Raw genomic sequence first — 22226 nt, 5'->3', positions numbered from 1 at the left:
CTCAGCACACCCCCATGAGCAGGCTCTTGTCCGCCGCGTTCACATGCTCGGCGAAGACGAACGGCGCCCGCTTGCGGACCTGCGGGATCTGCTCGGCGGCGCCCCGCTCCTCGGCGCAGAAGCGGCAGACGTACCAGTACAGCCGGTCGGGGTGGTCCTCGATCAGCTCGCGGACGACCCGGGCGGTGGAGGGGTGCTCGCGCCCCAGGTCGGTGTAGTCGCGCGGTTTGGTGTCGCCGAGGGCGGCGCCGGTCAGCCGGGTGGCGTCGCCGCAGGTCCAGATCTGCACCCGGGCGCCCCGGGCGAGCAGCGCGGCCGCCAGCCGCAGCGCCGAGGTGACCAGGTCGGTCTGGTGGGGCGCGCCGAAGAGGTTGAGCAGTACATCGGTACGGGGGACGGGTCTGGGCATCAGTGCCACACCGCCCTGATCCGCGGTTCCAGCAGCTTGGCGGCCACGTCGTCCATCTCCACCAGCCGCGCCCGGGGCGTCAGATCGGCGGCGGGCAGGGCGCGCTGGGCGGCGGAGAAGGTGTCCACCCACAGCTCGCCGCCGTCGCTCAGGAACGTCTCGATGCCCGGGGCGGTGCCGGGGACGGCGGCGGTCACCCCGTTCTCCACGAGGAACAGCACCACCTGGTGACCGTCCCTGGCCAGCCGCGCCGCATCGCCGAGGAACCGCTCACAGGCGGGTCCGGTCTGCGGCCCGCCGCTCTCGATCAGCAGATGGCCCGTCATGTCAGCAGTTCACCGCCGTCCACGCCGATCACATTGCCGGTGATCCAGGAGGAGTCGGTGCGCGAGAGCAGCGAGACCGCCTCGGCGACGTCCTCGGGCCGAGTCAGCCGCCGGTGCGGATTGAGGTCCCGGGCGTACGCGGCGAGCCGGTCGCTGTCGGGGATGCGCTCCATGGACGGGGTCGGGGTGACCCCGGCGCGCAGCGCGTTGACGGCGATGCCGGAGGGCGCGAGTTCCAGGGCGAGCTGGCGCACATGGGACTCCAGGGCGGCCTTGGCGGCGGAGACGGCGCCGTAGTGGGGCATCACCCTGGTGCCCCCGGCGCTGGTCATCGCGTACACCTTGGCGCCCCGGCGCAGCAGCCCCGCGGTGAACAGGTCCTGGGTCCAGTAGACGAGCGAGTGCGCCATCACGTCGAGCGTCATGTTCATCTGGCGGGCGGTCAGGCTGTCCTCGCCCTCGGCGCCGACGTACGGCAGCAGGGTGCCGAAGGCGAGCGAGTGCACCACGATCCGGATGCCCGTGCCGCCGGTCAGCCCCTCGAACCGGGGCAGCAGCTCCTCGCGGGTGCGGGCGGAGGCGGCGTTGGCGTTGAAGAAGTGGGCCTCGACGCCGTGGCCGCGCATCTCCTCCCGGGCGACGGCGGCCTTCTCCTGGCCGTCGGTGGTGTCGAAGTGGACGCCGAGGATGTGGACGCCCTCGCGGGCCAGTTCATGGGCGATGGCCAGGCCCATACCGCTGGAGGCGCCCAGGACCAGGCACCAGGAACCTTCGAGTCGGGTGATCATCGGTCGCTCGCCCTCCGTCGTCCGTCCCTGGGCCGCTCGCTTCCGCCGGGCGGATCCGTCATGGCACTCGCGTCGCCCGAGGTCTCCAGACAGCCCGGGATCTCCAGACAGCCCGAGGTATCCAGGCCGCCCGGGATCTCCAGGCAGCCCGGGGTCACCAGGCAGACGGCGGCGTTCCCCTCGGCCGCGGCGGTGACCACGGCGTGGGGGTGGCCCTCCGGTGCGCCGAGCGCGGCGGCCACGCGCGCCACCGGCTCCAGGGCGCCCGCGCCCGCCGGGACCCGCTCGGGCTTCCCCGCCAGGGCCCGCCCGCCCAGCGCCTTCTCGTCCAGCGCCGCCGCCATGGCCTCGCCGACCGGGGAGCCGTCGAGTACGGCGGTGACGGCCAGGGGCCGGTCCGGCCGGTGGCCGAGGGCGTCCAGCGCGTCCCGCAGCAGCGCCGCGGCCCGCTCGGCCCCCTCGGCGGAGGCGGCCACCTTCGGCGGCAGGAAGAACGAGCGGACGCCCACCCGGCCCAGCGCCGCCACCCCACGGCCGCGGGCGGCCGGTTCGGGCTCCAGCATCAGCGCGACGGCCCCGGCCTCCGAGGTGTACGCGCCCGGCTCGCCCTCGGGCAGCGCCTCCTCGGTGGCCCCGGCCAGCAGCCGCCGGGCCCGGCCGGTGGCGAGGGCGCGCTGGCCCATCTGGAGCGCCTCGAGGCCCGCGACCCGGGGGCTGGTGAAGGTGAGGTTGAAGCCCTTGAGGTCGTGTTCGGTGGCCAGCCGGCTGCCGAAGAGGTTGATGGAGAAGTAGGGCGCGGTGACCGGCGACAGATCGCCCGCCCCGGTGGCCGTGACCGTGCTGTCCATCCTGTGGTGCAGGGCGACGGCCGCGCTGTTGGTGCCCACCGCGGCGCCCCGCTCCTCGGGCCCGACCGCCGCCAGGGCGTCCGGGCCCGCCTGGGCCAGCGCGCGCTTGGCCGCGGCGAGGAAGTACTGGGAGGCGGCGGGCAGGTACTTGTAGCCGTGCCGGCCGAGCGCCGTACGGAAGTCGAAGCCGTCCGCGCCCACGGTGCCGATGCCCGTCACCACCAGGCCGACGGCCGGTTCATCGCTCACGCGGCGGCCTCCCCGAAGACGAGCGAGATGTTGTTGCCCCCGAAGGCGTAGGCGTTGACCAGCCCGTACGCCCCGGTCATGGGCGCGGAGCCGGACGGCAGCGGCACCGCGCACTCCGGGTCCCGCTCGCCGACCGGCACGTTCGGCGGCAGCGTCCGGTGGTGCAGCACCAGGCTGGCGGCCAGCGCGGCGAAGGCGCCCGCCGCGCCGCCGGTGTGCCCGATGAGCGCCTTGACGCTGTAGAGCGGCGTTCGGGGGGTCAGCGCGTCCAGCACCCGGCTCTCCACCACGTCGTTGAGCTCGGTGCCGGTGCCGTGCGGGATCACGAACCCCAGCCCGCCGGAGCCGGGTTCGGCCCCGGACTCCGTCCCGGTCCCGGCCCCCGCCTCCCGGAGCGCCTCGCGCATCGCGCGCTCGATCTGCTCACCGGAGGGCTCGGGCGCGGTCGCGTGGTACGCGTCGCAGCTCCAGCCGGCGCCCGCCAGACGGCCGTAGACGGTGCGCGCGCCGCGCGCGCGGGCGTGCGTGGCGGACTCCAGGACGAGCACGGCGGCACCCTCGCCGAAGACGGTGCCCCGCCGTTCGGCGGCGAACGGGCGGCAGCGCTCGGGGTCGATGGCACCCAGCCGGTTGAAGCAGGCCAGGGCGGTCCGGGAGTACGCCTCGGCGCCCCCCGCGAGCACCACGTCGGCCTCGCCGGAGCGGATCAGATCGGCGCCCACCGAGAGCGCGTAGCCGCTGGCGGCGCACGCGTTGCTGACGCAGGTGTTGACGCCCTGGGCGCCGAACCACCCGCCGACCACCGAGGCCGACGGGAAGGGGGGCGCCCAGCGGCCGGACGCGGGGGCGCCGCCGGTCCACCAGCCCTCGTGCAGATCCGTGTCGCCCATACCGGTGCTGAGGGCGACGGCCACCCGGCGCGGATCGAGCCCGCCGCCCGTGGTCTCCGGCCCTTCCAGCACGGCCAGCCCCGCGTCGGCGACCGCCTCGCGCGCCGCCGCGAGCGCGAACCGCGAGCCGCGCCCCAGCGGCAGCCCGTCCTGCTCCTCCGGGCCGTCCGGGATATCGGCCTCCGGCACCAGGTACATCAGCGGATGGTCCATGTGGGCGAGCGGATCGGGGACCCGCGACGGCGCGGTGTCCGCCTTGTGCATCCCGCGCCAGAAGGCATCGACGCCCGCGCCCAGCGGGGACAGCGCGCCGAGGCCGGTGACCAGTACGTCGTCCATCAGGTGCCGCTCTGCTCTCCGCCGAGCGCGTCCAGCACCCGCCGGTCGAAGGGGACCAGCCGCCAGTCGCTCCGGTTGTCGATCACCGCGTAGCCGTGGGTGATCCGGCCGGTGGCGGTGAGGGTGAGCGCGCCGTCGCGGACCACGAAGCAGTCCATCCGGGCGGTGTAGGTGAGGTCCTTGAAGATCTCCTCGACCGTGTAGACGGTGTAGAGGTCCTCCTCCATCACCGCCTCGTCGAGGACGCGCACCGAGGACCGGGGGACGACCGGTATCCATTTGCGGTCGTCCAGCAGGGTCTTGATGGAGATGCCGCGGTCGAGGACGAAGCGGTCCTTGGCCTCCTCCATCAGCCGCAGATAGCCGGACATCTGGAGCCGCTCGGTGAAGTGGCAGTAGGGGTACGGGATGTTCCACTTCCAGGCGTAGGCGTTGCGGCCCTCGGTCAGCGACGCCAGTACGGTGGCTTCGTCCGCGTCCGGCATCCGCACCCGGATCGGCGCGAGCTCGCCCGTGCGCGCCTCGGCCCCCAGCCGGTCCACCACGAACGGCGCGAATTCGGCCGGGGGTTCGCCGACCTCCGGCAGATAGGTGTCGGCGCGCAGCGAGACCCGCACCTTGGCGGCCACGGCCTTGAGGACCGAGCCGTCCCGCTCCACGCGGAGGGTCACCCGGAAGCCGAGGGTGCGGTCGTCGTCCTCGGTGTCCGGCGCCACCTCGGCCTCGGCCACGTCGTCCATGTGGAAGGCGTGCAGGATGCGGGTCTCCAGGGCAACGATGTCCAGCCCGAGACCGTGCTCCTCGTACAGCCGCCGGGCGGGCGCCCCGGAGTCCGCGAAGTGCACCAGTACGGCTTCCTCGACGAGGTAGTTGACGTGTTTGAAGCCGATCCAGGTGCAGATGTTCGACCCCTCGTAGCGCGGGCGCAGCCGGACGGTGGTGACGTCCGTCAGCAGGGCTTTGGTCGACATCGGCGGGGCGACGGCGGTCATCGGGAACACTCCATGGAGATAAGGGGGGCACGTGCGGGGCGCGGGGGGCACCGGTCGGGCGCGGGGCGCAGCAGCAGTCCGGCCACGGCGTCCGCGGTGTCGTCCCCGCTGGTGATCAGCGCCTGGCGGGACGCGGGCACCGGGTCCGGCGCGGCCCCGGGACCGGTCCCGAAGGCGGCGCTTCCGGCTCCCGCTCCCGGATCGGCCCCGGCCCCGGAGCGGGCCAGCCAGCCGACGGCCGCCGCGCACTGGAGCACCCCGAGGGCCCCGGAGGCCCGGCCCACCGCACCGGTGACGTCGTAGCGCGGCACGCCCCCCGGCACCGGTACGGCCCCGGCGGGCCCCTCGGCGTAGCGCTCGGGGGTGAACCAGACGCCGGGGGCGGCACCGTCGGGCAGCAGGGCCTCGACGCAGCCGCCGAGCCCGGCCCGCCGTTCGTACGGCCCGAGTGCGGCGACGGCTCGCCGCCCCCGGGCCTCGGCCCAGCGCGCACCCTCGACGACCAGGGCGGCGGCGCCGTCCAGCAGTTCCCCCGCGGACCGCCCGAGCAGATCCTCCACCACGGCGTTGTGCGTCTCCACGCCGATCACCACCGCACGCCGGACCCGGCCCGCCGCGACCAGCGTGGCGCCCCAGTGCACGGCGTCCAGACCGGAGGTCGCCCCGTTGCACAGCATCAGATTGGGGCCGCGCAGCCCGTGGCGGATGGCCACCCAGGAGGCGACCACATTGCTGGAGGCGTTCGGCAGGCTCATGGGGCTGAGGTCCATGGCGGACCGCTCGGCGATGGCGGCGGCGGTGAGGCAGGCGGTGTCGAGGTTGCCCAGGTTGGAGCTGGCGACCACGCCGACGGTGTCGCCGGGCACGGTCACCTCCTCGCCGTCGGCGGGGATCAGATCGGCGTTCCGCAGCGCCTCCAGCGCGGCGCACAGCGCCAGCCGGGTGGCCCGGTCCTTGTAGCGGTGGCCCCGGCGGCCGATCCGGGCGGCGGTGTCGAACGGTTCGGGGGCGGGCCCGGTGACGGGGCAGGCGGTGCGGCGCAGCAGCGCCTCGGGGGTGCCGACGCCGGGAACGGCCAGGCCCACGCCGGTGACGACGACTTCGCGGGGGCCGTGCGTCATCGACCGGCCCTCTCGACGATGGCGACCGCGTTGACCCCGCCGAAGCCGAACGCGTCGATCTGCGCGACCCGCAGATCCCCGCCCTCCCGCGCCTCCTCCCGGACGAAGCGGAACGCCTCGGCCTCGGGCAGCGGTTCGACCAGGCCCAGGGTGGGCGGCACCCGGCCGGAGGCCATGGACTCCAGCGCGACGATCAGGCTGAGCAGCCCGGAGCCGCCCGAGGTGTGGCCGGTCATGCACTTTATGGCGGTCATCAGGGGTCCGCTGACCTCGCGGCCGAAGACCTCGGCGATGGCGGTCGCCTCCGCGGCGTCGTTCAGCTGAGTGCCGGTCCCGTGCAGCAGCACCAGGTCGATGTCGCCGGGTTTGACGCCCGCCCGCCACTGCGCCTCGTGCACCGCCCGCGCGATGCCCTGGGGGTCGGGGGCGGTCACATGGTTCGCGTCGCAGTTCATGCTGACGGCGCGCACCCGGCCGAGCGCGCGGTGCTCCGCGCCGGGCTCCTCCCGGCGCAGCACCACGGCGGCCGCGCCGTCGCCCATCAGCACGCCGCGCCGGTCCCGGTCGAACGGCCGGACGCGGTCGGGGGGTTCGCCGTTGACTCGGTCGAGCAGCCCGTACATCGACTCGGTGAGGGTGTCGACTCCGGCCACCACGACGGTGTCCTCGGCCCCCGTGGTCAGCAGGTCGGCGGCGAGTGCGAGCGCGTAGAGGGAGGCCGAACAGGCCCCGGAGAAGGTGTGGGTGCGGACCGCGCCGAAACGTGTCCGCAACGCGGTGCCGAAGTGCAGCCGGTCGATGTCGAAGGGGGTGCCGTCGCGCCAGGCGAGCTCGGCCGAGCGCAGCTCCCGCAGCCCGGTGCCGATGAGGACGGGCACCTCGCTCAGGTCCTCGCCGAGCCCCGCCTGGGCCGCGGCCTCGCCGACCGCGCGCAGCAGCCAGTCGGTGGCGCGGCCGGGGAGGTCGGTGCCGGGCGCGGGGCGGTCGTCGACCTCGTAGGCGTGGCGGGTCCGGTACCGCTCCCGGTCGAAGCCGCGCAGTTCACCAAGTCCGCTGGTGCCCGCGCACAGGGCCCGGAAGACCTCGTCGACGCCCTCGCCCACGCTCGCCACCGCGCCCGCGCCCGTCACCAGCTGGCTCATGACCAGTCCGCTCGGGCCTTGCCGAAGATGACGACGGCGTTGTTGCCGCCGAAGGCCAGCCCGTTGTTCTGGACCACCTTCAGGTCCGCTGTCACGGCCTGGTTGGGCACACAGTCCAGACCGCACTCGGGGTCGGTGTGCTCATGGTTGATGGTCGGCGGGATGAAGCCCTCGGTGAGCGCGAGGGAGCAGGCGATGGAGGCCAACGCCCCGGCGGCGCCCATGGAGTGGCCGATCATCGACTTGATGGAGACCGTGCGCGGCGGGGCGGTGTCCCCGAAGACCTGGCGGATGGCGCGGGCCTCGGTGGTGTCGTTGGCCTTGGTGCCGGTGCCGTGCGCGGAGATGAAGTCGACCTCGTCCGGCTTGACGCGGGCGTTCTCCAGGGCGAGCCGCATACAGCGGACCACGCTGTCCTGGTTGGGGGCCACCGGATGGTCCGCGTCGCAGTTGAGGCCGTAGCCGAGCACCTCGGCGTAGATACGGGCGCCGCGGGCCAGCGCCGACTCCAGGCTCTCCAGCACCAGGATGCCCGCGCCCTCGCCGGTCAGGATGCCCTTGCGGTCCTTGTCGAAGGGCTGACAGCGCTCCGGGGCGATGGTGCCCAGCCGGTAGAAGCCGGTGAAGGTCTTGCGGCACAGGGCGTCGGCCCCGCCGCACAGCGCCACGTCCACGTCCCCGCCGCGGATGGCGTCGTAGCCGTAGCCGACCGCGTAGTTCCCGGCAGCGCACGCGGTGGGGAGGGTGACCGCCTCGGCGCGGGTGAGGCCGAACTCCTGGGCGATCGCGCTCGACAGCCGTCCCGCGGGCACCCGCCGGGCGACCGTGGGATCCATCCGCTCGGGCCCCAGGTCCACTTCCTCCTCGACCAGATGGTCCAGGTCCCTGGACTCGCCGTCGGTCGTGCCGACGGAGATCAGAGAGGGTATGTCGCGCAGTGCGCTCTCCGGCTCGGCGAATCCGGCGTCGGCCACCGCCATACGGGCCGCCGCGACCGAGAACCGGCTGGCCCGGCCCAGTGTCCGCACATCGAGATTTCGAATCCACCGGTCCGGCTCGAAATCCTTGACCTCACACGCCGTAGAGCGGTCGAAGCCCTCCGTGTCGAACGCGGTGATGGGCCCTGCCGCGCTCTTCCCGGCGCGCAGTCCGGCGAGGAATTCCGCCGCGCCGATGCCGATGCCGGACACCGCCCCGAGACCGGTGACAACGACCCTACGACCCGGCTCACCACGCATTTCGCCCTGCCTTCCGAGGAGTCCGCCAGGATCCGGCGGTCACCAGCCCGCCGCGTCCGAGACAACCTCATAGACGCCCCGGAGGTTCACCATCCGGCTGAGTTCGGACTGGTCTATGACAATGTTGAAGGTCTTCTCCAATGCCGCGAGTATTTCAATGGCACGCAGTGAATCCGCGTCATGCTCTTCTTTGAAGAGACTGGTCTCGGTGACCTCGTCGGGGTCGATCTCAAGGATATCGGTGACGATTTCCTTGATGGTTTCACGACGCTCTTCGACGATGGCGGTCATTACCGCGCACCTCCATTTTCGGGCATGGGCAAAGCGACGAAGCTTCCGCTGACGCTAGGCGCCGGTCCGGGAGGGGACAACCCCAGAGTCCACTAGCTGTCACGCGCCCGATGAACACCAGCGTTCGACTAGTCGGCGTGTCATAAAGCTGCCGATGGGAGCCGGTTACCCCGCGGTCAGAAGATGGAATCGACAGGAAGCTGCCAGGTCGCCGGCGGACAGAAGCGTGGCAATAACGTTCAAACCGCCAACAACCCGGCTGCCTCCCCGGTTGTGCGGCCCGCCCCTACTCGGGGTCGGACTCCATCAGCCCGGCGCGCACGGCGCGCACTCCGGCCTGGAACCGCGATTCGACCTGTAGGTCCCGCATGATGTCGGCCACATAGCGACGGTAGGTACGCACCGAAAGGCCGAGCTTGCGCGCCGCGGCGTCGTCCTTGTAGCCCTCCGCCATCAGCGTCAGCACCTCGCGCAGCACCCGGCCGCGCGCGCCGCCCTCGAACGACAGCGGACGCATCGGGCGCGGGGCCGTGTCCCACATGCCGCACAGCAGTTGGTGCAGCATATCGGCCACGGTCGAGTTCTGGATCATCGAGGCGCGGGAGCCGCCGGGCTCGCCCGGCGAGGCGTCGGGCGCGATGACCGCCGCGCCGTCCACGACCACCAGCTCCTGCCGCACCCCTTCGAAGACGCGCACCTCGAGGCGGGCCACGGTGCCCACCGAACGCTGCCAGGCCGCGCCCCGGATGACCGCCGGCGGGCACAGCATCCGGGTCCTGACCCCCTTGCCCGCCAGCTGGGCGAGCGTCTGCCCGACGAGCCGGGCGTGGTCCTCGCCCGTGACCTCCGGCAGACTCCAGATCACATCCCGCTCGGCGCGCAGCACCAGCCGCGCCACCCACCCGGCCACGGCCTCCCCGTCCACCGGCAGTTCGGCGGACGCCGAGGCCAGCGCGGAGCGGCGGTGGTGGTGCACGGCGGACTCAAGGAGGCGTAACGCCTGGCCCAGAGTCTCCTCCAGGTTGTCAGAACCCATGTCCGGCTCCGTTCGAACCGCGCCTCCCGTGCCCACCTCCCCGTCAAATCCGTCAATAGGCACTCGCCCATTTGGTTGAATTCCGAAATGGCTCAAAGGACACCCCCGTTCCCTTTCCGGGAACAGTAACGAGCCCCCTGGCACACGGCAAGGAAGATCGTTCCTTATGGGACACTTCCCGCCGGGAAATACCCTCGCGTTCCGGCCACGACACCTCCCCGTGTCGGCAAGGGGCTGCGCCTCCGCTCGGCGGATTGGTAACTTCCTCTAGAGCCAGCACGCCATCCCTTGCCATACGACGCGGACCCCCCACCATGCCCTGGGTCCCGAAAGGCGCCGCCCCCATGGCTGCACAGAACACCGCGACCACCGACGCCGCCCAGGCCGGTCCCTCCCACTCCCCCACCGGTCGCCAATGGCTCGCGCTTTCGGTGCTCGTCCTGTCCCAACTCGCGGTGTGGCTGGACAACACCGTGCTGAACGTCGCCCTCAAGACCCTGGCCGACCCCACCGAGGGGCTCGGCGCAAGCCCCAATCAGCTCCAGTGGAGCATCAGCTCCTACACCCTGGTCTTCGCGGTACTGCTGTTCACCGGTGGGGTGCTCGCCGACCGCTACGGCCACCGCCGCTTACTGCTGACCGGCATGGTCCTCTTCGGCGCGGCCTCCGCCTGGGCCGCCTACTCCGGCTCGGCCACCGAACTCATCGTGGCCCGCGGCGCGATGGGCATCGGCAGCGCCCTGATCATGCCCGCGACCCTCGCCCTGATCGCCCAGGTCTTCGACGAGCGGCACCGGGCCACCGCCATCGCCATCTGGTCGGGTTCCAGTGGAATCGCGATCGCCACCGGGCCGATGCTCAGTGGAGCGCTGCTCGACCACTTCTGGTGGGGTTCGGTCTTCCTGGTGAACGTGCCGATCGTGGTGGCGTGCGTGGCCGGATCGTTCGTCTTCCTGCCCGGTGTGGTCACCCGGGTGCGGCAGAAGTTCGACCCGCTGGGCGTGGTGCTCTCCACCGCCGGGCTCTTCGCCATCGTCTGGGGCGTCATCGAGGGCGGCCACCGCAACGACTGGACCGACCCGGCCATCGTCGGCTCGCTGGCCGGGGGTGTGCTGCTGGTCGCGGTCTTCGTCCTGGTCGAACTGCGCGTCGCCAACCCCAGCTTCGACGTAAGGCTCTTCCGCGACATCCGCTTCACCGGCGCCAGCGTCGCCGTCATGCTCACGTTCTTCGGGCTCAACGGCTCGATGTACTACACCAGCTTCTATCTCCAGGGCGTCCACGGCCAGACCCCGCTGGAGTGCGGTCTCTCCATCGCCCCGGTCGCCCTCGGCGTGCTGCTGGGCGCCCCGCTCTCGGCCAGGCTGGTACGGGCCCACGGGGTGCGCCCGGTCGTCACCGCGGCCATGCTGATCGCCACCACCGGATTCGTCGCGTACGTGTTCCTCGACGAGCACAGCGGACTGCCGCTGTTCTGGGTCTTCCTGATCCTCCAGGGGCTGGGCATGGGCGCGGCCGTCGCCCCCACCACCGAGGCCATCATGGCGATCCTCCCCGCCGACCGGACCGGCGCGGGCTCCGCCGTCAACAACTCGCTGCGGCAGATCGGCGGCGTCCTCGGGGTCGCGGTCCTCGGCTCCGTCCTGGTCAGCGTCTACCGCGACCGGGTCACCCCGCGCCTGAGCGGACTGCCCTCCCGTGCCGCCGACGGCGCCGCGGAGTCGCCCGAGGCCACCCGGCTGCTCGGCGCGAAGATGCGGCTGCCCCGGCTGTCCGACATCGCCGACGAGGGGTTCGTCCACGCCATGCACGTGGCCTCCGTCGTCGGCGCGGCCGCCGCCGCGGCCGGAGCTCTGATCATCTGGTGGGGCTTCCGCAGGACATCTTCCGGAGCGCGATCCAGCATGTGATCGTTCTTCCTTGCCACCCCGGTCGCCCCGGCATAGCCTCCGGGCACAACATCCGTAACGGGGAAGGCAGTTCACATGCGGACAGCTGTCATCACGGCGGCAGGCCAGGTGGAGACCAGAGAGATACCCGTCCCCGACATCGGTGACTCCGAGGTGCTGGTGCGCATCGCGGCCTGCGGTATCTGCACCATGGAGGCCAATCTCTACGCGGGGCGGATGACGGTCTACCCCGCCGCCGCCGGACATGAGATATCCGGCTGGGTCGAGCGGATCGGCGCCAAGGCCGCCACGCTGGAGGACATGCCCGCCGTCGGCTCCCTCGTCGCCCTCGACGGGCTGCCGCGCTGCGGCGCCTGCCGCAGCTGCCGGCGCGGCCAGACCGCCATCTGCGTCGCGCTCCAGGGGCACAAGCGGGCGGACGGCGCGATCACCATGGGCGCGGGGCTCGCCGAGTACATCGCCCTGCCCGCCTCCCGGGTGTGGTCGGTCGGCGACGCCGACCCCGCCATCGCCGCCATGGGCGAGCCGCTGGCCTGTGTGGTCCACTCGCTGCGCCGCGGCGGCTTCCGCGCCGGGGACCGGGTCACCGTCATCGGCGCGGGCTACATGGGCCATCTCCACCTCGCCGTCGCCGCGCAGCTCCAGGCCCGTGGCGTCGCGGTGGTCGAACGGGACGAGCAGCGGCTGGCCGCCATCGCGGCGGCGGGCGCCGACGCGGCCGTCACCCCCGAGGACGTCGGCGAACTGCCCCCGGCGGACGTGGTCTTCGTGACCATCGCGTCCAAGGAGGCCATCGCCTCGGCGCTCGCCGCGGTCGCCGACGGCGGCACCGTCGTCCTCTACGGCGGCGGCCCCGGCGGCCCGCCCGCCGAGCTCCCCGGCTATGAGGTGCACCGCCGCCAGCTGACCGTCACCGGCTCCTTCAGCCATGAGCCGGACGACTGGCGCGCCGCCGCCGAGCTGCTGCGCGGCGGGCGGCTGTCCGGGCGGCTGGAGACGCTGGTCACGGCGCGCTACTCGCTGGACGAGGTCGAGAAGGCGCTCAAACAGGCCGCCGAGACGCCCGTCTACCGCGTGGTCGTCACGCCGTAGCCACCGCGGCGCCCGCCCGTCGCGGGCGTACCGGCAACAGACCCGAACCGCCAAGAGCCCCGAACCGCCAAGAGAAAGGATTCCCCTCCGTGTCCCTGCGCGTAGGCGTCCAACTCCACCCCCAGCACACCGGAATCGCCGAGCTGCGCACCGCGTGGCGGGAGGCCGACGCCATCGGGGTCGACTCGCTGTGGACCTGGGACCACTTCCTGCCGCACACCGGCGACCCCGCCGGACGCCACTACGAGTGCTGGTCGCTGCTGTCCGCGATGGCGGTCGAGACCCGGCGGGCCACCATCGGGCCGCTGGTGAGCTGCACCGCGTTCCGCAATCCGCATCTGCTGGCGGACATGGCCCGCACCGTCGACCAGCTCAGCGGCGGACGGCTGGTGCTGGGTCTTGGCGCGGGCTGGTTCGAGGCCGAGCACACCGAGTACGGGCTGCCCTTCCCCGGACCGGCCGGGCGGATGGACGCCTTCGCCGCGTCCGTCACCGCCGTCAAGGAGCGGCTGGCCAAGCTCAACCCCGGTCCGGCGGGCCCGCTTCCGCTGCTGATCGGCGGCGCCGGGCGGCGGCGCACCCTGGAGCTGGTGGCCCGCGAGGCCGACTGGTGGAACTGGTACGGCTGGGCCTCCGAGGACCCGGTCGCCGACTTCCGCGAGCTGAGCGGCGTGCTGGACGAGTGGTGCGAACGGGTCGGCCGGGACCCGGGCGCGGTGGCCCGTACGGTGATGGTCAACCCGGACCAGCTGCCGCTGGTCGAGGGGTTCGCCGAGGCCGGGGCGGTCCATGTGGTGCTCTCCCTCCCGGCCCCGTACGACCTGCGCAGGGTCGAGGAGCTGCTCAAGGTGCGGGCCGCGCTCGCCTCGTGACGGCCATACGCGCCACGGCGCCCCGTACGCCCCGTACGCCCCTGGGGCGCCGCTTCGGCCTGCTCATGGGCGCGCTGCTGCTCTCCAGCCTGGGCAACGGGCTGTGCTTCCCGTTCACCTCGATCTACATCAGCCAGTTGCTGGGGCTCGGCGGCCGGGCGGCGGGCGGCTACTTCATCGCGATGGCCGCGGCCAGCTTCGCCGCCGCCCTGGCCGGCGGGCCGTTGGCCGACCGTGGCAGCCCGCACCGGGTGGGCGCGCTGGGCGGCGCGGCGCTCGCGGTCGGCTACGCCCTGCTGGCACCGGCCGGTTCGGTGGCGCTGGTGCTCGCCTCCGGGGTGTGCGTCGGTGCGGGCTTCGGGCTCTTCTACGCCTCGATCGTGGGCATCGTGGACACCGCCGTCCCCGAGAGCGGCCGCCGCTCGGCCTTCGCCATCCGGCACATCGTCAACAACGCCGGGATCGGACTCGGCTCGGTCGCGGCCGGGCTCGCGCTGCACGGCGCGGCCACCCCGGTGGGGGCGCTGCGCTGGCTGTACCTGGCCAACGGACTGGCGGCGCTCCCGCTGATCGCGGTGATCCTGGGCGTACGGCCCCGGCGGCGGGACCGGCCGGAGGCCACGGAGCCATCCGGGGGATCAGCGCCCTCCGGGGCCGGGCCGACCTATCGGGCCCTGCTGCGGGCCCGGCCGATGGCGCTGCTGATCCTGGCCCAGGCGCTCTTCGCGATCGTCGGCTTCACCCAGATCGAGGCGACCGTACCGCTGCTGATGCACGACCGCATGGCGGTCACCCTGGGCTGGGTCAGCGCCGTGGTGGCGGCCAACTCCTTCGCCCTGATCGCCCTCCAGCCGCTGCTCCGCCGCCGGCTGGAACGGCTGCCGGAGACCGTGAGCCTGGCCGTCGGTCCGGTGCTGTGGACCGGGGCGTTCGGCTGCGGTCTGGGCGCGGCGCTGGCCGGGGAGGCGGCCCCGGCCGCCGTGCGGTACGGACTGCTGCTGGCCTTCGCGGTGATCTTCGCGGCGGGCGAGCTGATGTACTCCTCCGCCTTCTATCCGCTGCTGCTGCGCTGGTCGGGAGAGGATGCGGTGGGCCGGGCGAGCGCCCTGGCGTCGCTCGCCTGGAACCTGGGCACCGCCTCCGGCCCGCCGATCGGGCTGTTCGTCGTGGCCAACGCCTCGGCGACGGGCAGCTGGCTGGCGCTCGCCCTGGGCGCGGCGGCCGCGTTCACGGTGGCCGCCGCGCTGCACGGCCGGACTGCGGGCGGCACCTGACCACCCGCCGAACCGGGCTAAGACTTGGGCAGATACGACGTGTCGTAGGCATCCTCAGGCGTGACGCTCTTCTCCAGGAGCCCCTGGTCGTACATGAAGTCGGCCATCCGGGTCCAGGTCTGCGGGTCGATCGCGCCCAGCTCGCCCTGGTCGTTCCTCATCAGCGGCGCCGTGGCCTTGAGCACCGCGCGGGCGTTGTTCCGCTGCTTGTCGCCGCGCAGCCCCGGTACGTACTTCTCGCTGAGCTCGATGGCCTCGTCCTGGTGGTCGATCGCATAGCGCAATCCGCGCAAAGACGCGTCGACGAACTTCTTGATGTCGTCGCCGCGCTTGTCGAGCGTCTTCTTCTTGGCGCCCAGACCGACACCCACCAACTGGTCTCCGGACGCGCCCGAGTTGAGGGTTATCGACCGGACCTCCTTGCCCGCCTCCTTGAACGAGACGGCGTCATTGTTCAGATAGCCCATCACCCCCTCGACCTTGTTTCCGGTGAGGGCCGCCTGCTGGGTGAAGCCGATGTTCTGCACCTTGGCGTCCTTGGTGGAAAGGCCGCCCTCCTTCAGGAGCGCCAGCAAACCGAAATAGGTCTCGCCGAAGGCACCCGGGGTACCGATCTTCCGGCCCTTGAGGTCGGCGGGGGTCCGGATCTTCGAATCCTTGGGCACGATCAGGCCCACCGGGTATTTCTGGTAAAAGGTGGCGATGTCCACGACGGGCACATTCTTGGCGCGCGCCTGAAGCATCTCGTCGCCGCCCGCGTAGATCACATCTTCCTTGCCCGATGTGAGAGCCCCGAAGAGATCTTCGGCCGCGCCGTGGTGGCGCAGTGTCACATTGAGTCCGGCGTCCTTGTAGTAGCCCTTTTCGGCGGCCACATAGAACGGCGAGAACTGGATGTTGGGGGTGTAGGTCAGCCCCACCGTGATGCTTGCGCCGCCCTTGGCCCCCGCGTTCTTCGGCTCCTCGGCGCATGAGGTCAAAGTGGCCAGTACCACCACCGAGGCGAGGGCGGCCGCGCCCGTGACCCGATGTCTGTGGGCACGCCTCATGGACGTCTGCACGAAACGCACGTACTTCTCCTCTTGGGTGAAAGTTGTCAGTCGCGCTGAACGAGCCGCTCGACCAGGCGGACCACTCCGTACGAGGCCGCGGCGAGAAGGCCGAGCATGACGAGCGTCGAGAACAGTCCGATGGTGTCGGCCTCCTGGCGCTGCACCGAGAGCAGCTGCCCCAGGCCGTCGCCGCCCATCACGAACTCACCGACGACCGCGCCGGTGATGGAGAGCGTGAGGCCGTTGCGCACCCCCGCGAGGACGCTGGGCAGGGCGAGCGGAAGCTCGATGTACCAGAGCATCCCCCACCACCCCACCCCGTCCACCCGCGCGGCCCCCATCACATCGGGGTCCAGCGAACGCAGCCCCAGCACGGTGTTGACGATGATGGGGAAGAAGACCAGCAGCGCGCAGAGGACCGCGATGGGCAGCAGTCCGTACCCGATCCACAGGGCCAGCAGGGGGGCGAGCGCCACCGCGGGCATGGCCTGCGAGGCGGCCACATACGGCTGGAGGGCCGCCGCGGCGATCTCGCTGCGGGCGATCAGATAGCCGAGCGGCAGCGCCACTCCGATGCCGATACCGCTGCCCGCCAGCGCCTCCCACACCGTCTCCTCGGTGTAGTCGACGAGATCACCGTGGAAGACGTCATCGAGGAATTGCCGGGCGAGGTCCAGCGGAGCCGGAAGATAGAACTCCGCAACGGCGCCGGTCCGGGTCACGATGTCCCAGACGACAAGCAGCAACAGCCCGAATACCAGCGGCGGCAGCACACTCCGGAACAGTGTTCCGCGCCGGTTGGCGAGCGTCGCCCCGGATGCCGCTCCGGTCATTTTCCGGCCGGCCCCGGACGGCGACTTCTCACCATTTCCGCCGCCGTCGCCGGTCTTTCGCGCATGTCCCGGTCGGGGTGAATGCGGCTCGTCCGCAGTCGACTCGCCGTCCGCGCCCGCCGTGGCGGTCGCGCCCCTTCCGTGCCCTTCGGTCATCCCCAAATCCCCTTGCATTACCGGCTGTTGCCAGATCTCGGCACGCCCGCAGGCAACCTATCGCCAGCACGCTCCGGATCACAATGTCGACGGGGAAAACGAAATAATCATGTGGAACTATTTCCAAGGATGCCGAGCTCAGTGGCGCGCACCCCGGCCTGGAAACGGGAGTTGGCCTCCAGCAGCTCCAGGATCCCGGTGACATAGCGGCGGTAGGTACGCACCGAGATCGCCAGGTCGCGGGCGGCGGCCTCGTCGGTGACCCCGTCGCGCAGCCGGGCCAGCACCCGGCGGACCATTTCGGTGCGGGCGCGGTTACCGAAGTCCAGCGGGCGGGCGGCGGGCACGGCACCGCCCCAGATGGAGCGGAACATGCCGTACAGGGTGGCCACCACCACCGGGTCCTCGATGACCGAGGTCTGCCGCCCCTCCTCGGCCTCGGTGCACACCAGGGCGGTACGGCCGTCGGCGATCACCGCCGTGGGCAGCGGCACCGACGCGATCCGCACCTGCGCGGGGTGCGCGGCCGGGGCGGCGCCGGGCGCCTCGGCGGGCGGCGCGGGCCCGGGGATGGGCCGCGGTACGGGCCCCGAGGGCACCGCCCCGGCAGCGGACCCGGAGGCGGCCGTTCCCGCAGTGGATCCGGAGGCGGGCCCGGTGGATCCGGAGGCGGGCGCGGTGGATCCGGCCCCGGGCGCGGATCTGCCGCGCAGCACCCGCACCCCGACCGGCTCGCCGAGGTCCGTGAGCAGCGCGCCGAGCGCGGCCTGCACCGGCGCCATCCGGGCCGAGCACTCGGGGAAGACGGCGTCCACGCTCCGCCCCGCCTGGCCGATCACCTCCTCGGCGGCGGCGAGGAACGCGGCGTCCTCCACCCCCACCTCGGTGAACCGCGCGTCCCGGGCCCGCCGGGCGCGGTGCTGGACCACCGTGGACTCAATGAGGTCCCGTACCTCCCGTAGCGTCCCCTCCAGGCTGTCCCCCGCGAGCGCGGCCTCCGGTCCAGGATCGCGTCCGCGCTCCATCATGTCGATATTCCCGCACTTTCCGCCTCGTGACGTGGTCAAGGTCTCGAGCGCCGTTCAGTGGCGGCTGGGCAGCAGCCCCATTTCCACCGCCCGCACCCCCGCCTGGAAGCGGGAGTTGGCCCCCAGTTCGCGCATGATCTCCGCCACATACCGTCGGTAGGTACGCAAGGAGACCTGCATCTGACGCGCCGCCACCTCATCGGTGTGGCCGGTGCGCAGACACTCCAGGATCCGCCGTACGGAGTCCGGGCACAACCGCCCGCCGAGCCGCGGATAGTCCGCGAGCGCCACGGCGTTCCCCCAGGTCCCGGCGAACATCATCTCCAGGGCCCGCACCGTGGCGGGGTCCTCGACGAGCGACGCCTGCCCCGGGCCCCGCCCCGGCTCCGACGGCCCCCTCCTGAGGTAGACCACCTCGCCGTCGATGAGCAGCGCCTCGGGTAACGCCGGCAGCCCGCCGTCGCAGATCCGGACCTCGCACCGGGGATCGGTGCGCGCGAGCGCCCGCACCGCCCCCGAGGCCAGCACCGGCTCCTCGCACAACAGCCGTACGACGACGGCGCGCCGGGCCCCCCTGGCCGGGCGGGCGAGCGCGGCACAGACGGCCCGCGTCTGCTCCTCGTTCCCCGACAGCACCACGCCGACGGTCCGCTCGGCGCAGTCGACGAGGGTGTCGACGACCTCGGCGAGCGGCACCTTCCCCAGAGCCGTCCCCGCCCAGGAGTCCTGGGCCAGCTCCCTTCGGTGCCTGGTGACCGTGGACTCGATCAGATCACGGGCGGCCAGCAGCGCGTGCTCGACATAGTCGATGGCGCCTGACGAGGGAGTCTCCGTGCTCTCCGCGCTCATGGGAGAAGGCTCGGACACCCTCACAAGACCAACCATGACTTCCCCTGCCGGGCGACAGTGACCTGGTTATGCGAATACCGGCCTGATTCTCGTCAATTTCCCTGCCCCGAAATGCGCGGGCAGCATTGTGCGAAATCCACGACGACACTAATTCGCGCACAGCGACCGCGTCAACGCGGGGCGTGAGGTAAAGAGTTGGCAAAACGGTGCGCGGCGGCGCGCGGCTTGCTGTCGAGCCGTCGATGCGCCGGGGGGCGTGTCCACAAGTTACCGGCGAGTGCACCTTCCGGACCCGGAGGGACTACGGACCGCAGCGGATCGACGCCGTTCGGCGACGCGGAGTGGGGGCCGCTGTCCGGTTACTGCCAACTCGGCGCGGCCGATCGGCATCAGCCGAAGCTGATCGGCCCCTGGAAGTCCCGCCCCTGGATGACCGGGCCGGTGATACGGGCGTTGCCCCCGATGCGGTTGTCCACGGCCCCCGCCCGCCCGGCCGTCGCGCCGTGCTCATGCATCCAGGCGGCCAGGTCACGGCCGAACTCCGGGTCCTGCCGGGCCCGTTCCACCAGCAAATCGGCCAACTGGCGCAGCCGCGCGCCGTCGTCGTACGGAATCGCCACCGGATCCGGACCACCCGGCTCCGGCTCACCACCAGGCTCCGGCTCGCCGGCCGGTTCGCCCCCGCCGCGCCGCAGCACCCTGCGGACCAGCGTGCCGAAGGACTCCAGGGCCCGCCGCCCGGCCTCGCCGCCGGCGCCCGACGCCGCCGCGTTCACCGCCGCGACCAGCGCACCCGCCGTCACCGGGTCCACGGCCCACCCCCTGCCCTCGATCGGGGCCCCACGCTACCGGCGCCGCCGGTCACGGTTCCACCGCTTCCGCGCGGAGGGTGAACCAGACCGTCTTGCCGGTCGGGGTGAGATCCGTGCCCCAGTCATGGGCGGTCTTGCTCAGCAGGAACATTCCCCGGCCGCTCTCGGAGAGGAAGTCCGGCTCCTTGACCACCGGCAGCCCGGACTCGGTGTCGCTGACCGCCGCGTGGATCCCGTACGGAAGGTTCTCCAGGGTGAGGACGCATTCGGGAGAGGCCGCGTGCTTGTGGACGTTGGACAGCAGCTCGGTGACGCACATCCCCGCCGCGCTGATCAGCTCCTCACGCCCCCACAGCCGCAGTCGCGCCCCGACGGCGCGGCGTATGTCGGCGAGTATCCGGGGATGGGCACGGAGGCGCAGTTCGTATCGCTGCGAGATGTTCTCAGCCATATGCTCCGGGGCCCCTCCAAAGCACGACGCGCTGCCGTGTCCCCTAGCGATCCTGGCCTATGGAACGTCCCACTCGCAATGTTTCGACCCACTCGCACAAGACTGGCATATGCCTGGCTGGTAGGCGTAGTTGGCAATACGACAGACTGGCGACATGTCCTACCAGCCAGTGCCCACCGTTCGGCGCAGGCGCCTGGGCTCCACGCTACGGAAACTGCGCACCGAAGCGGGGATGACACTGGACGCGGCGGCCGACGCACTCAACGCGGCCGCGAACGGATCGTCCGACGCCCGCCGCTGGACGGCGCCGAAGCTCTCGCGAATCGAGAACGCCAACGCCACGATCCGCACCACCGAGGTCGAAACCCTGCTGAGGGCCTACGCCGTCACCGACCCGGGCACCCGTATCGCCCTGGAGGGACTGGCCAAGGACGCGGGCAAACGCGGCTGGTGGCAGACCTATCGCGGTGTCGTGGGCCCCGCCTACGCCGACTACATCTCGCTGGAGAGCGACGCGGAGAGCGTCCGCGACTACGCCTCACTGGTCGTCCCCGGCCTGCTCCAGACGGCCGACTACGCCCGCGAGACCATCGCGGCGAACGCCGTGGCCCGCACCGCCTCCGAGGTCGACGCCCTCGCCGAGGTGCGCCTGGCCCGCCAGGCCGTTCTCACCCGCTCCTGCCACCCGCTGCGGCTGTGGGCCGTCATCCACGAGGCGGCGCTGCGCCGCAGGTTCACCGGCCGGCCCGGCATCATGGCCGCCCAGCTGAAGCGGCTGCTGGACGTGGCGGACTGGCCCACGGTCACGCTCCAGGTGCTGCCGATCGACACGGCGCCCAACCCCGGGGACGCGGGAGCGTTCACACTCGTGGCCTTCCCCGGGCCCATGCCGGATGTCGTCACCCAGGAGAACCTGCGCGGCCCCACATACGTCGAAGGAGTCGACGACGTCAACGTCTTCGCCGACGCCTTCGGCCATATCGTGGACTGCGCACTGTCCACGGATGCGACGAAGGCCCTCATCGCTGGTCTGGTATGAGAAAGAGGGCCCCACATATGAACACCTCTGCAATGACCGCGCATCGCCACCCCCACTGGCGCAAGTCCTCGCACTCCGTGGGCGAGGGACAGTGCGTCGAGGTCGCCGCCGCCGGCGGCCGCGTCCGGCTGCGGGAGAGCGACGACCCCGGCACCGTCCTGACCACCGTGCCCGCGGTGCTCGCCGCCTTCGTCCGGAGCGCCAAGGCGGGCGCGTTCGACGCCTGATCGTATGACGACGGTGTGGTGCCGCCCCGGGACGGCACCACACCAGCGAACGTCAGAAGACGTCAGAACTGGACGTCCGAGCAGGCATAGAAGGCGTTCGAGGTGTCCGCGATGGTCCACACGGCGAGGATCACGTGTCTGCCGGTCTTACCGCTCGGGATGGTCCCCGAGTGGGAGAGCGTGGACGGCGGACGCTGCCCGTTGTACGGAACGGTCAGGAAGGGCTGGGGGTCCAGGCTCGCACGGGTCAGCTTCTGGCTGGGGTTCCAGCCATTCTTGGTGATGTAGTACTTGAAGTCCGTGGTCGCGTGGGAGGCCGTGAACCGCCAGTTGAAGGTGTAGCTCCGGCCGGCGGTCATCCTGGTCGCGGGCCAGCTGCCGCCCCGCGGGTCGTCGAGCTGCGAGAACCGGCTGTTGCCGCCCGCGCAGATCGAGCCGTCCGCGGGACCGCCCGAGGGGAAGCCCTTCGGGCCCTCGACACTCTGGGGCTCGTACTGGATGTCGCCGCAGCCCGTCACCGTGCCGTTGGCGCACAGCTTCTGGCGGCTGATGGGCGAGTCGGTGTAACCGTGGCTGGAGGCGCTGCCGCCGGTCGCGAGAACGGAAATCGCCGCGAGACCGATGCCGATGACGGCGGCGCTGATCTTCTTGCGCATGCTTCGCTCCTGAAGACGTGGGGAGTGCTTCGACGAGCCGTGCACGGCGGTCTAGACCAAGTGTGAGAGTATCCAGGGTCAATAGTCATGTCCATACCAATGGCGCAGGTCCACGCGGTCCCTCGGCGTCCTGAGCACCCTCCCGGGTCGGGTAGGATTTCCGGGTCAGCAGGCGCCGCTAGCTCAGTTGGTTAGAGCAGCTGACTCTTAATCAGCGGGTCCGGGGTTCGAGTCCCTGGCGGCGCACCTTGGCTTACGCCACTGACCTGGGGCTTCTCGGTTCTCCGAGAAGCCCCAGTCGCTTTT

General features: G+C 71.9%; 24 protein-coding genes and 1 tRNA gene. 7 read left to right on the top strand and 18 right to left on the bottom strand.

What is annotated here, in order from left to right; genetic code table 11:
* Position 1 precedes the first annotated feature (1 nt).
* The 11 genes from ABD329_RS16695 to ABD329_RS16645 form a co-directional block, all read right to left on the bottom strand.
* Positions 2-409: a DsrE family protein gene (locus ABD329_RS16695; protein ID WP_086883415.1), complete on the bottom strand. Its 408-nt coding sequence runs from the start codon at positions 407-409 to the stop codon at positions 2-4.
* Positions 409-735 carry a DsrE family protein gene (locus ABD329_RS16690; RefSeq protein ID WP_198280567.1) on the bottom strand — a complete coding sequence of 109 codons (327 nt, stop codon included), beginning with the start codon at positions 733-735 and terminating at the stop codon, positions 409-411. Before ABD329_RS16690 ends, ABD329_RS16695 begins: the two co-directional genes overlap by 1 nt.
* On the bottom strand, positions 732-1523 hold the full coding sequence (locus ABD329_RS16685) for an SDR family oxidoreductase (protein ID WP_198280568.1): 792 nt from the start codon (positions 1521-1523) through the stop codon (positions 732-734). The genes ABD329_RS16690 and ABD329_RS16685 overlap by 4 nt, the downstream gene beginning before the upstream one ends.
* Positions 1520-2620, bottom strand: a complete 1101-nt coding sequence (locus ABD329_RS16680; RefSeq protein WP_344316546.1) for a beta-ketoacyl synthase N-terminal-like domain-containing protein — start codon at positions 2618-2620, stop codon at positions 1520-1522. The genes ABD329_RS16685 and ABD329_RS16680 overlap by 4 nt, the downstream gene beginning before the upstream one ends.
* Positions 2617-3849 carry a beta-ketoacyl synthase N-terminal-like domain-containing protein gene (locus ABD329_RS16675; protein WP_198282011.1) on the bottom strand — a complete coding sequence of 411 codons (1233 nt, stop codon included), beginning with the start codon at positions 3847-3849 and terminating at the stop codon, positions 2617-2619. Before ABD329_RS16675 ends, ABD329_RS16680 begins: the two co-directional genes overlap by 4 nt.
* Entirely contained in the window at positions 3849-4841 is a 993-nt protein-coding gene (locus ABD329_RS16670; protein ID WP_198282010.1) for an acyl-CoA thioesterase family protein, read from the bottom strand. The genes ABD329_RS16675 and ABD329_RS16670 overlap by 1 nt, the downstream gene beginning before the upstream one ends.
* Positions 4838-5962: a beta-ketoacyl synthase N-terminal-like domain-containing protein gene (locus tag ABD329_RS16665; RefSeq protein ID WP_344316545.1), complete on the bottom strand. Its 1125-nt coding sequence runs from the start codon at positions 5960-5962 to the stop codon at positions 4838-4840. The genes ABD329_RS16670 and ABD329_RS16665 overlap by 4 nt, the downstream gene beginning before the upstream one ends.
* Entirely contained in the window at positions 5959-7104 is a 1146-nt protein-coding gene (locus ABD329_RS16660; RefSeq protein WP_198279189.1) for a beta-ketoacyl-[acyl-carrier-protein] synthase family protein, read from the bottom strand. The genes ABD329_RS16665 and ABD329_RS16660 overlap by 4 nt, the downstream gene beginning before the upstream one ends.
* Complete coding sequence (locus ABD329_RS16655) at positions 7101-8342, bottom strand: beta-ketoacyl-[acyl-carrier-protein] synthase family protein (protein WP_198279188.1); 1242 nt, start codon at positions 8340-8342, stop codon at positions 7101-7103. The genes ABD329_RS16660 and ABD329_RS16655 overlap by 4 nt, the downstream gene beginning before the upstream one ends.
* A 39-nt stretch (positions 8343-8381) precedes the next feature.
* A complete protein-coding gene (locus ABD329_RS16650) occupies positions 8382-8633 on the bottom strand; it encodes an acyl carrier protein (protein ID WP_020871025.1) in 252 nt (83 codons plus the stop codon).
* A gap of 286 nt (positions 8634-8919) precedes the next feature.
* On the bottom strand, positions 8920-9669 hold the full coding sequence (locus ABD329_RS16645; protein ID WP_198279187.1) for a helix-turn-helix transcriptional regulator: 750 nt from the start codon (positions 9667-9669) through the stop codon (positions 8920-8922).
* A gap of 344 nt (positions 9670-10013) precedes the next feature.
* On the opposite strand from ABD329_RS16645, the gene ABD329_RS16640 reads away from it, so the two are divergent.
* From ABD329_RS16640 to ABD329_RS16625, 4 genes are all read left to right on the top strand, one after another.
* A complete protein-coding gene (locus tag ABD329_RS16640) occupies positions 10014-11579 on the top strand; it encodes an MFS transporter (RefSeq protein WP_198279186.1) in 1566 nt (521 codons plus the stop codon).
* Positions 11580-11654: 75 nt separating this feature from the next.
* On the top strand, positions 11655-12671 hold the full coding sequence (locus ABD329_RS16635; RefSeq protein WP_198279185.1) for a zinc-dependent alcohol dehydrogenase: 1017 nt from the start codon (positions 11655-11657) through the stop codon (positions 12669-12671).
* 89 nt (positions 12672-12760) lie between these two features.
* Complete coding sequence (locus ABD329_RS16630; protein WP_198279184.1) at positions 12761-13543, top strand: LLM class F420-dependent oxidoreductase; 783 nt, start codon at positions 12761-12763, stop codon at positions 13541-13543.
* Positions 13540-14817: an MFS transporter gene (locus ABD329_RS16625; protein WP_198279183.1), complete on the top strand. Its 1278-nt coding sequence runs from the start codon at positions 13540-13542 to the stop codon at positions 14815-14817. Before ABD329_RS16630 ends, ABD329_RS16625 begins: the two co-directional genes overlap by 4 nt.
* A 17-nt stretch (positions 14818-14834) precedes the next feature.
* On the opposite strand, the gene ABD329_RS16620 is transcribed toward ABD329_RS16625, so the two are convergent.
* From ABD329_RS16620 to ABD329_RS16595, 6 genes are all read right to left on the bottom strand, one after another.
* On the bottom strand, positions 14835-15887 hold the full coding sequence (locus ABD329_RS16620; protein ID WP_198279182.1) for an ABC transporter substrate-binding protein: 1053 nt from the start codon (positions 15885-15887) through the stop codon (positions 14835-14837).
* 26 nt (positions 15888-15913) lie between these two features.
* Positions 15914-16477 (bottom strand): ABC transporter permease, encoded by a 564-nt coding sequence (locus tag ABD329_RS16615; protein ID WP_344316554.1) that lies wholly within the window; start codon positions 16475-16477, stop codon positions 15914-15916.
* A gap of 488 nt (positions 16478-16965) precedes the next feature.
* A complete protein-coding gene (locus ABD329_RS16610; RefSeq protein WP_198281976.1) occupies positions 16966-17886 on the bottom strand; it encodes a helix-turn-helix transcriptional regulator in 921 nt (306 codons plus the stop codon).
* Between the two features lie 54 nt (positions 17887-17940).
* On the bottom strand, positions 17941-18735 hold the full coding sequence (locus ABD329_RS16605; RefSeq protein ID WP_246619157.1) for a response regulator transcription factor: 795 nt from the start codon (positions 18733-18735) through the stop codon (positions 17941-17943).
* 389 nt (positions 18736-19124) lie between these two features.
* Positions 19125-19547, bottom strand: a complete 423-nt coding sequence (locus tag ABD329_RS16600) for a hypothetical protein (RefSeq protein WP_344316543.1) — start codon at positions 19545-19547, stop codon at positions 19125-19127.
* A 49-nt stretch (positions 19548-19596) separates the two neighbouring features.
* Positions 19597-19998 (bottom strand): ATP-binding protein, encoded by a 402-nt coding sequence (locus tag ABD329_RS16595; protein WP_138915455.1) that lies wholly within the window; start codon positions 19996-19998, stop codon positions 19597-19599.
* 154 nt (positions 19999-20152) lie between these two features.
* Here ABD329_RS16595 and ABD329_RS16590 point away from each other — a divergent pair, with 154 nt between their 5' ends.
* Entirely contained in the window at positions 20153-21037 is an 885-nt protein-coding gene (locus ABD329_RS16590; protein WP_198280213.1) for a DUF5753 domain-containing protein, read from the top strand.
* A gap of 17 nt (positions 21038-21054) precedes the next feature.
* Positions 21055-21264, top strand: coding sequence for a DUF397 domain-containing protein (locus tag ABD329_RS16585; RefSeq protein WP_198280212.1), 210 nt, complete (start codon positions 21055-21057; stop codon positions 21262-21264).
* A 62-nt stretch (positions 21265-21326) separates the two neighbouring features.
* On the opposite strand, the gene ABD329_RS16580 is transcribed toward ABD329_RS16585, so the two are convergent.
* On the bottom strand, positions 21327-21920 hold the full coding sequence (locus ABD329_RS16580; RefSeq protein WP_198280211.1) for a lytic polysaccharide monooxygenase auxiliary activity family 9 protein: 594 nt from the start codon (positions 21918-21920) through the stop codon (positions 21327-21329).
* A 172-nt stretch (positions 21921-22092) separates the two neighbouring features.
* On the opposite strand from ABD329_RS16580, the gene ABD329_RS16575 reads away from it, so the two are divergent.
* Positions 22093-22166: transfer RNA gene (locus tag ABD329_RS16575), tRNA-Lys, on the top strand.
* Positions 22167-22226: the final 60 nt, after the last annotated feature.

It is taken from the genome of Streptomyces javensis (genome assembly GCF_039525925.1).
In the GTDB taxonomy this organism is placed as follows: Bacteria; Actinomycetota; Actinomycetes; order Streptomycetales; family Streptomycetaceae; genus Streptomyces; species Streptomyces asiaticus.
Note: the sequence above shows the minus strand (reverse complement) of the source record. Positions and strands in the feature narration are given on the sequence as shown.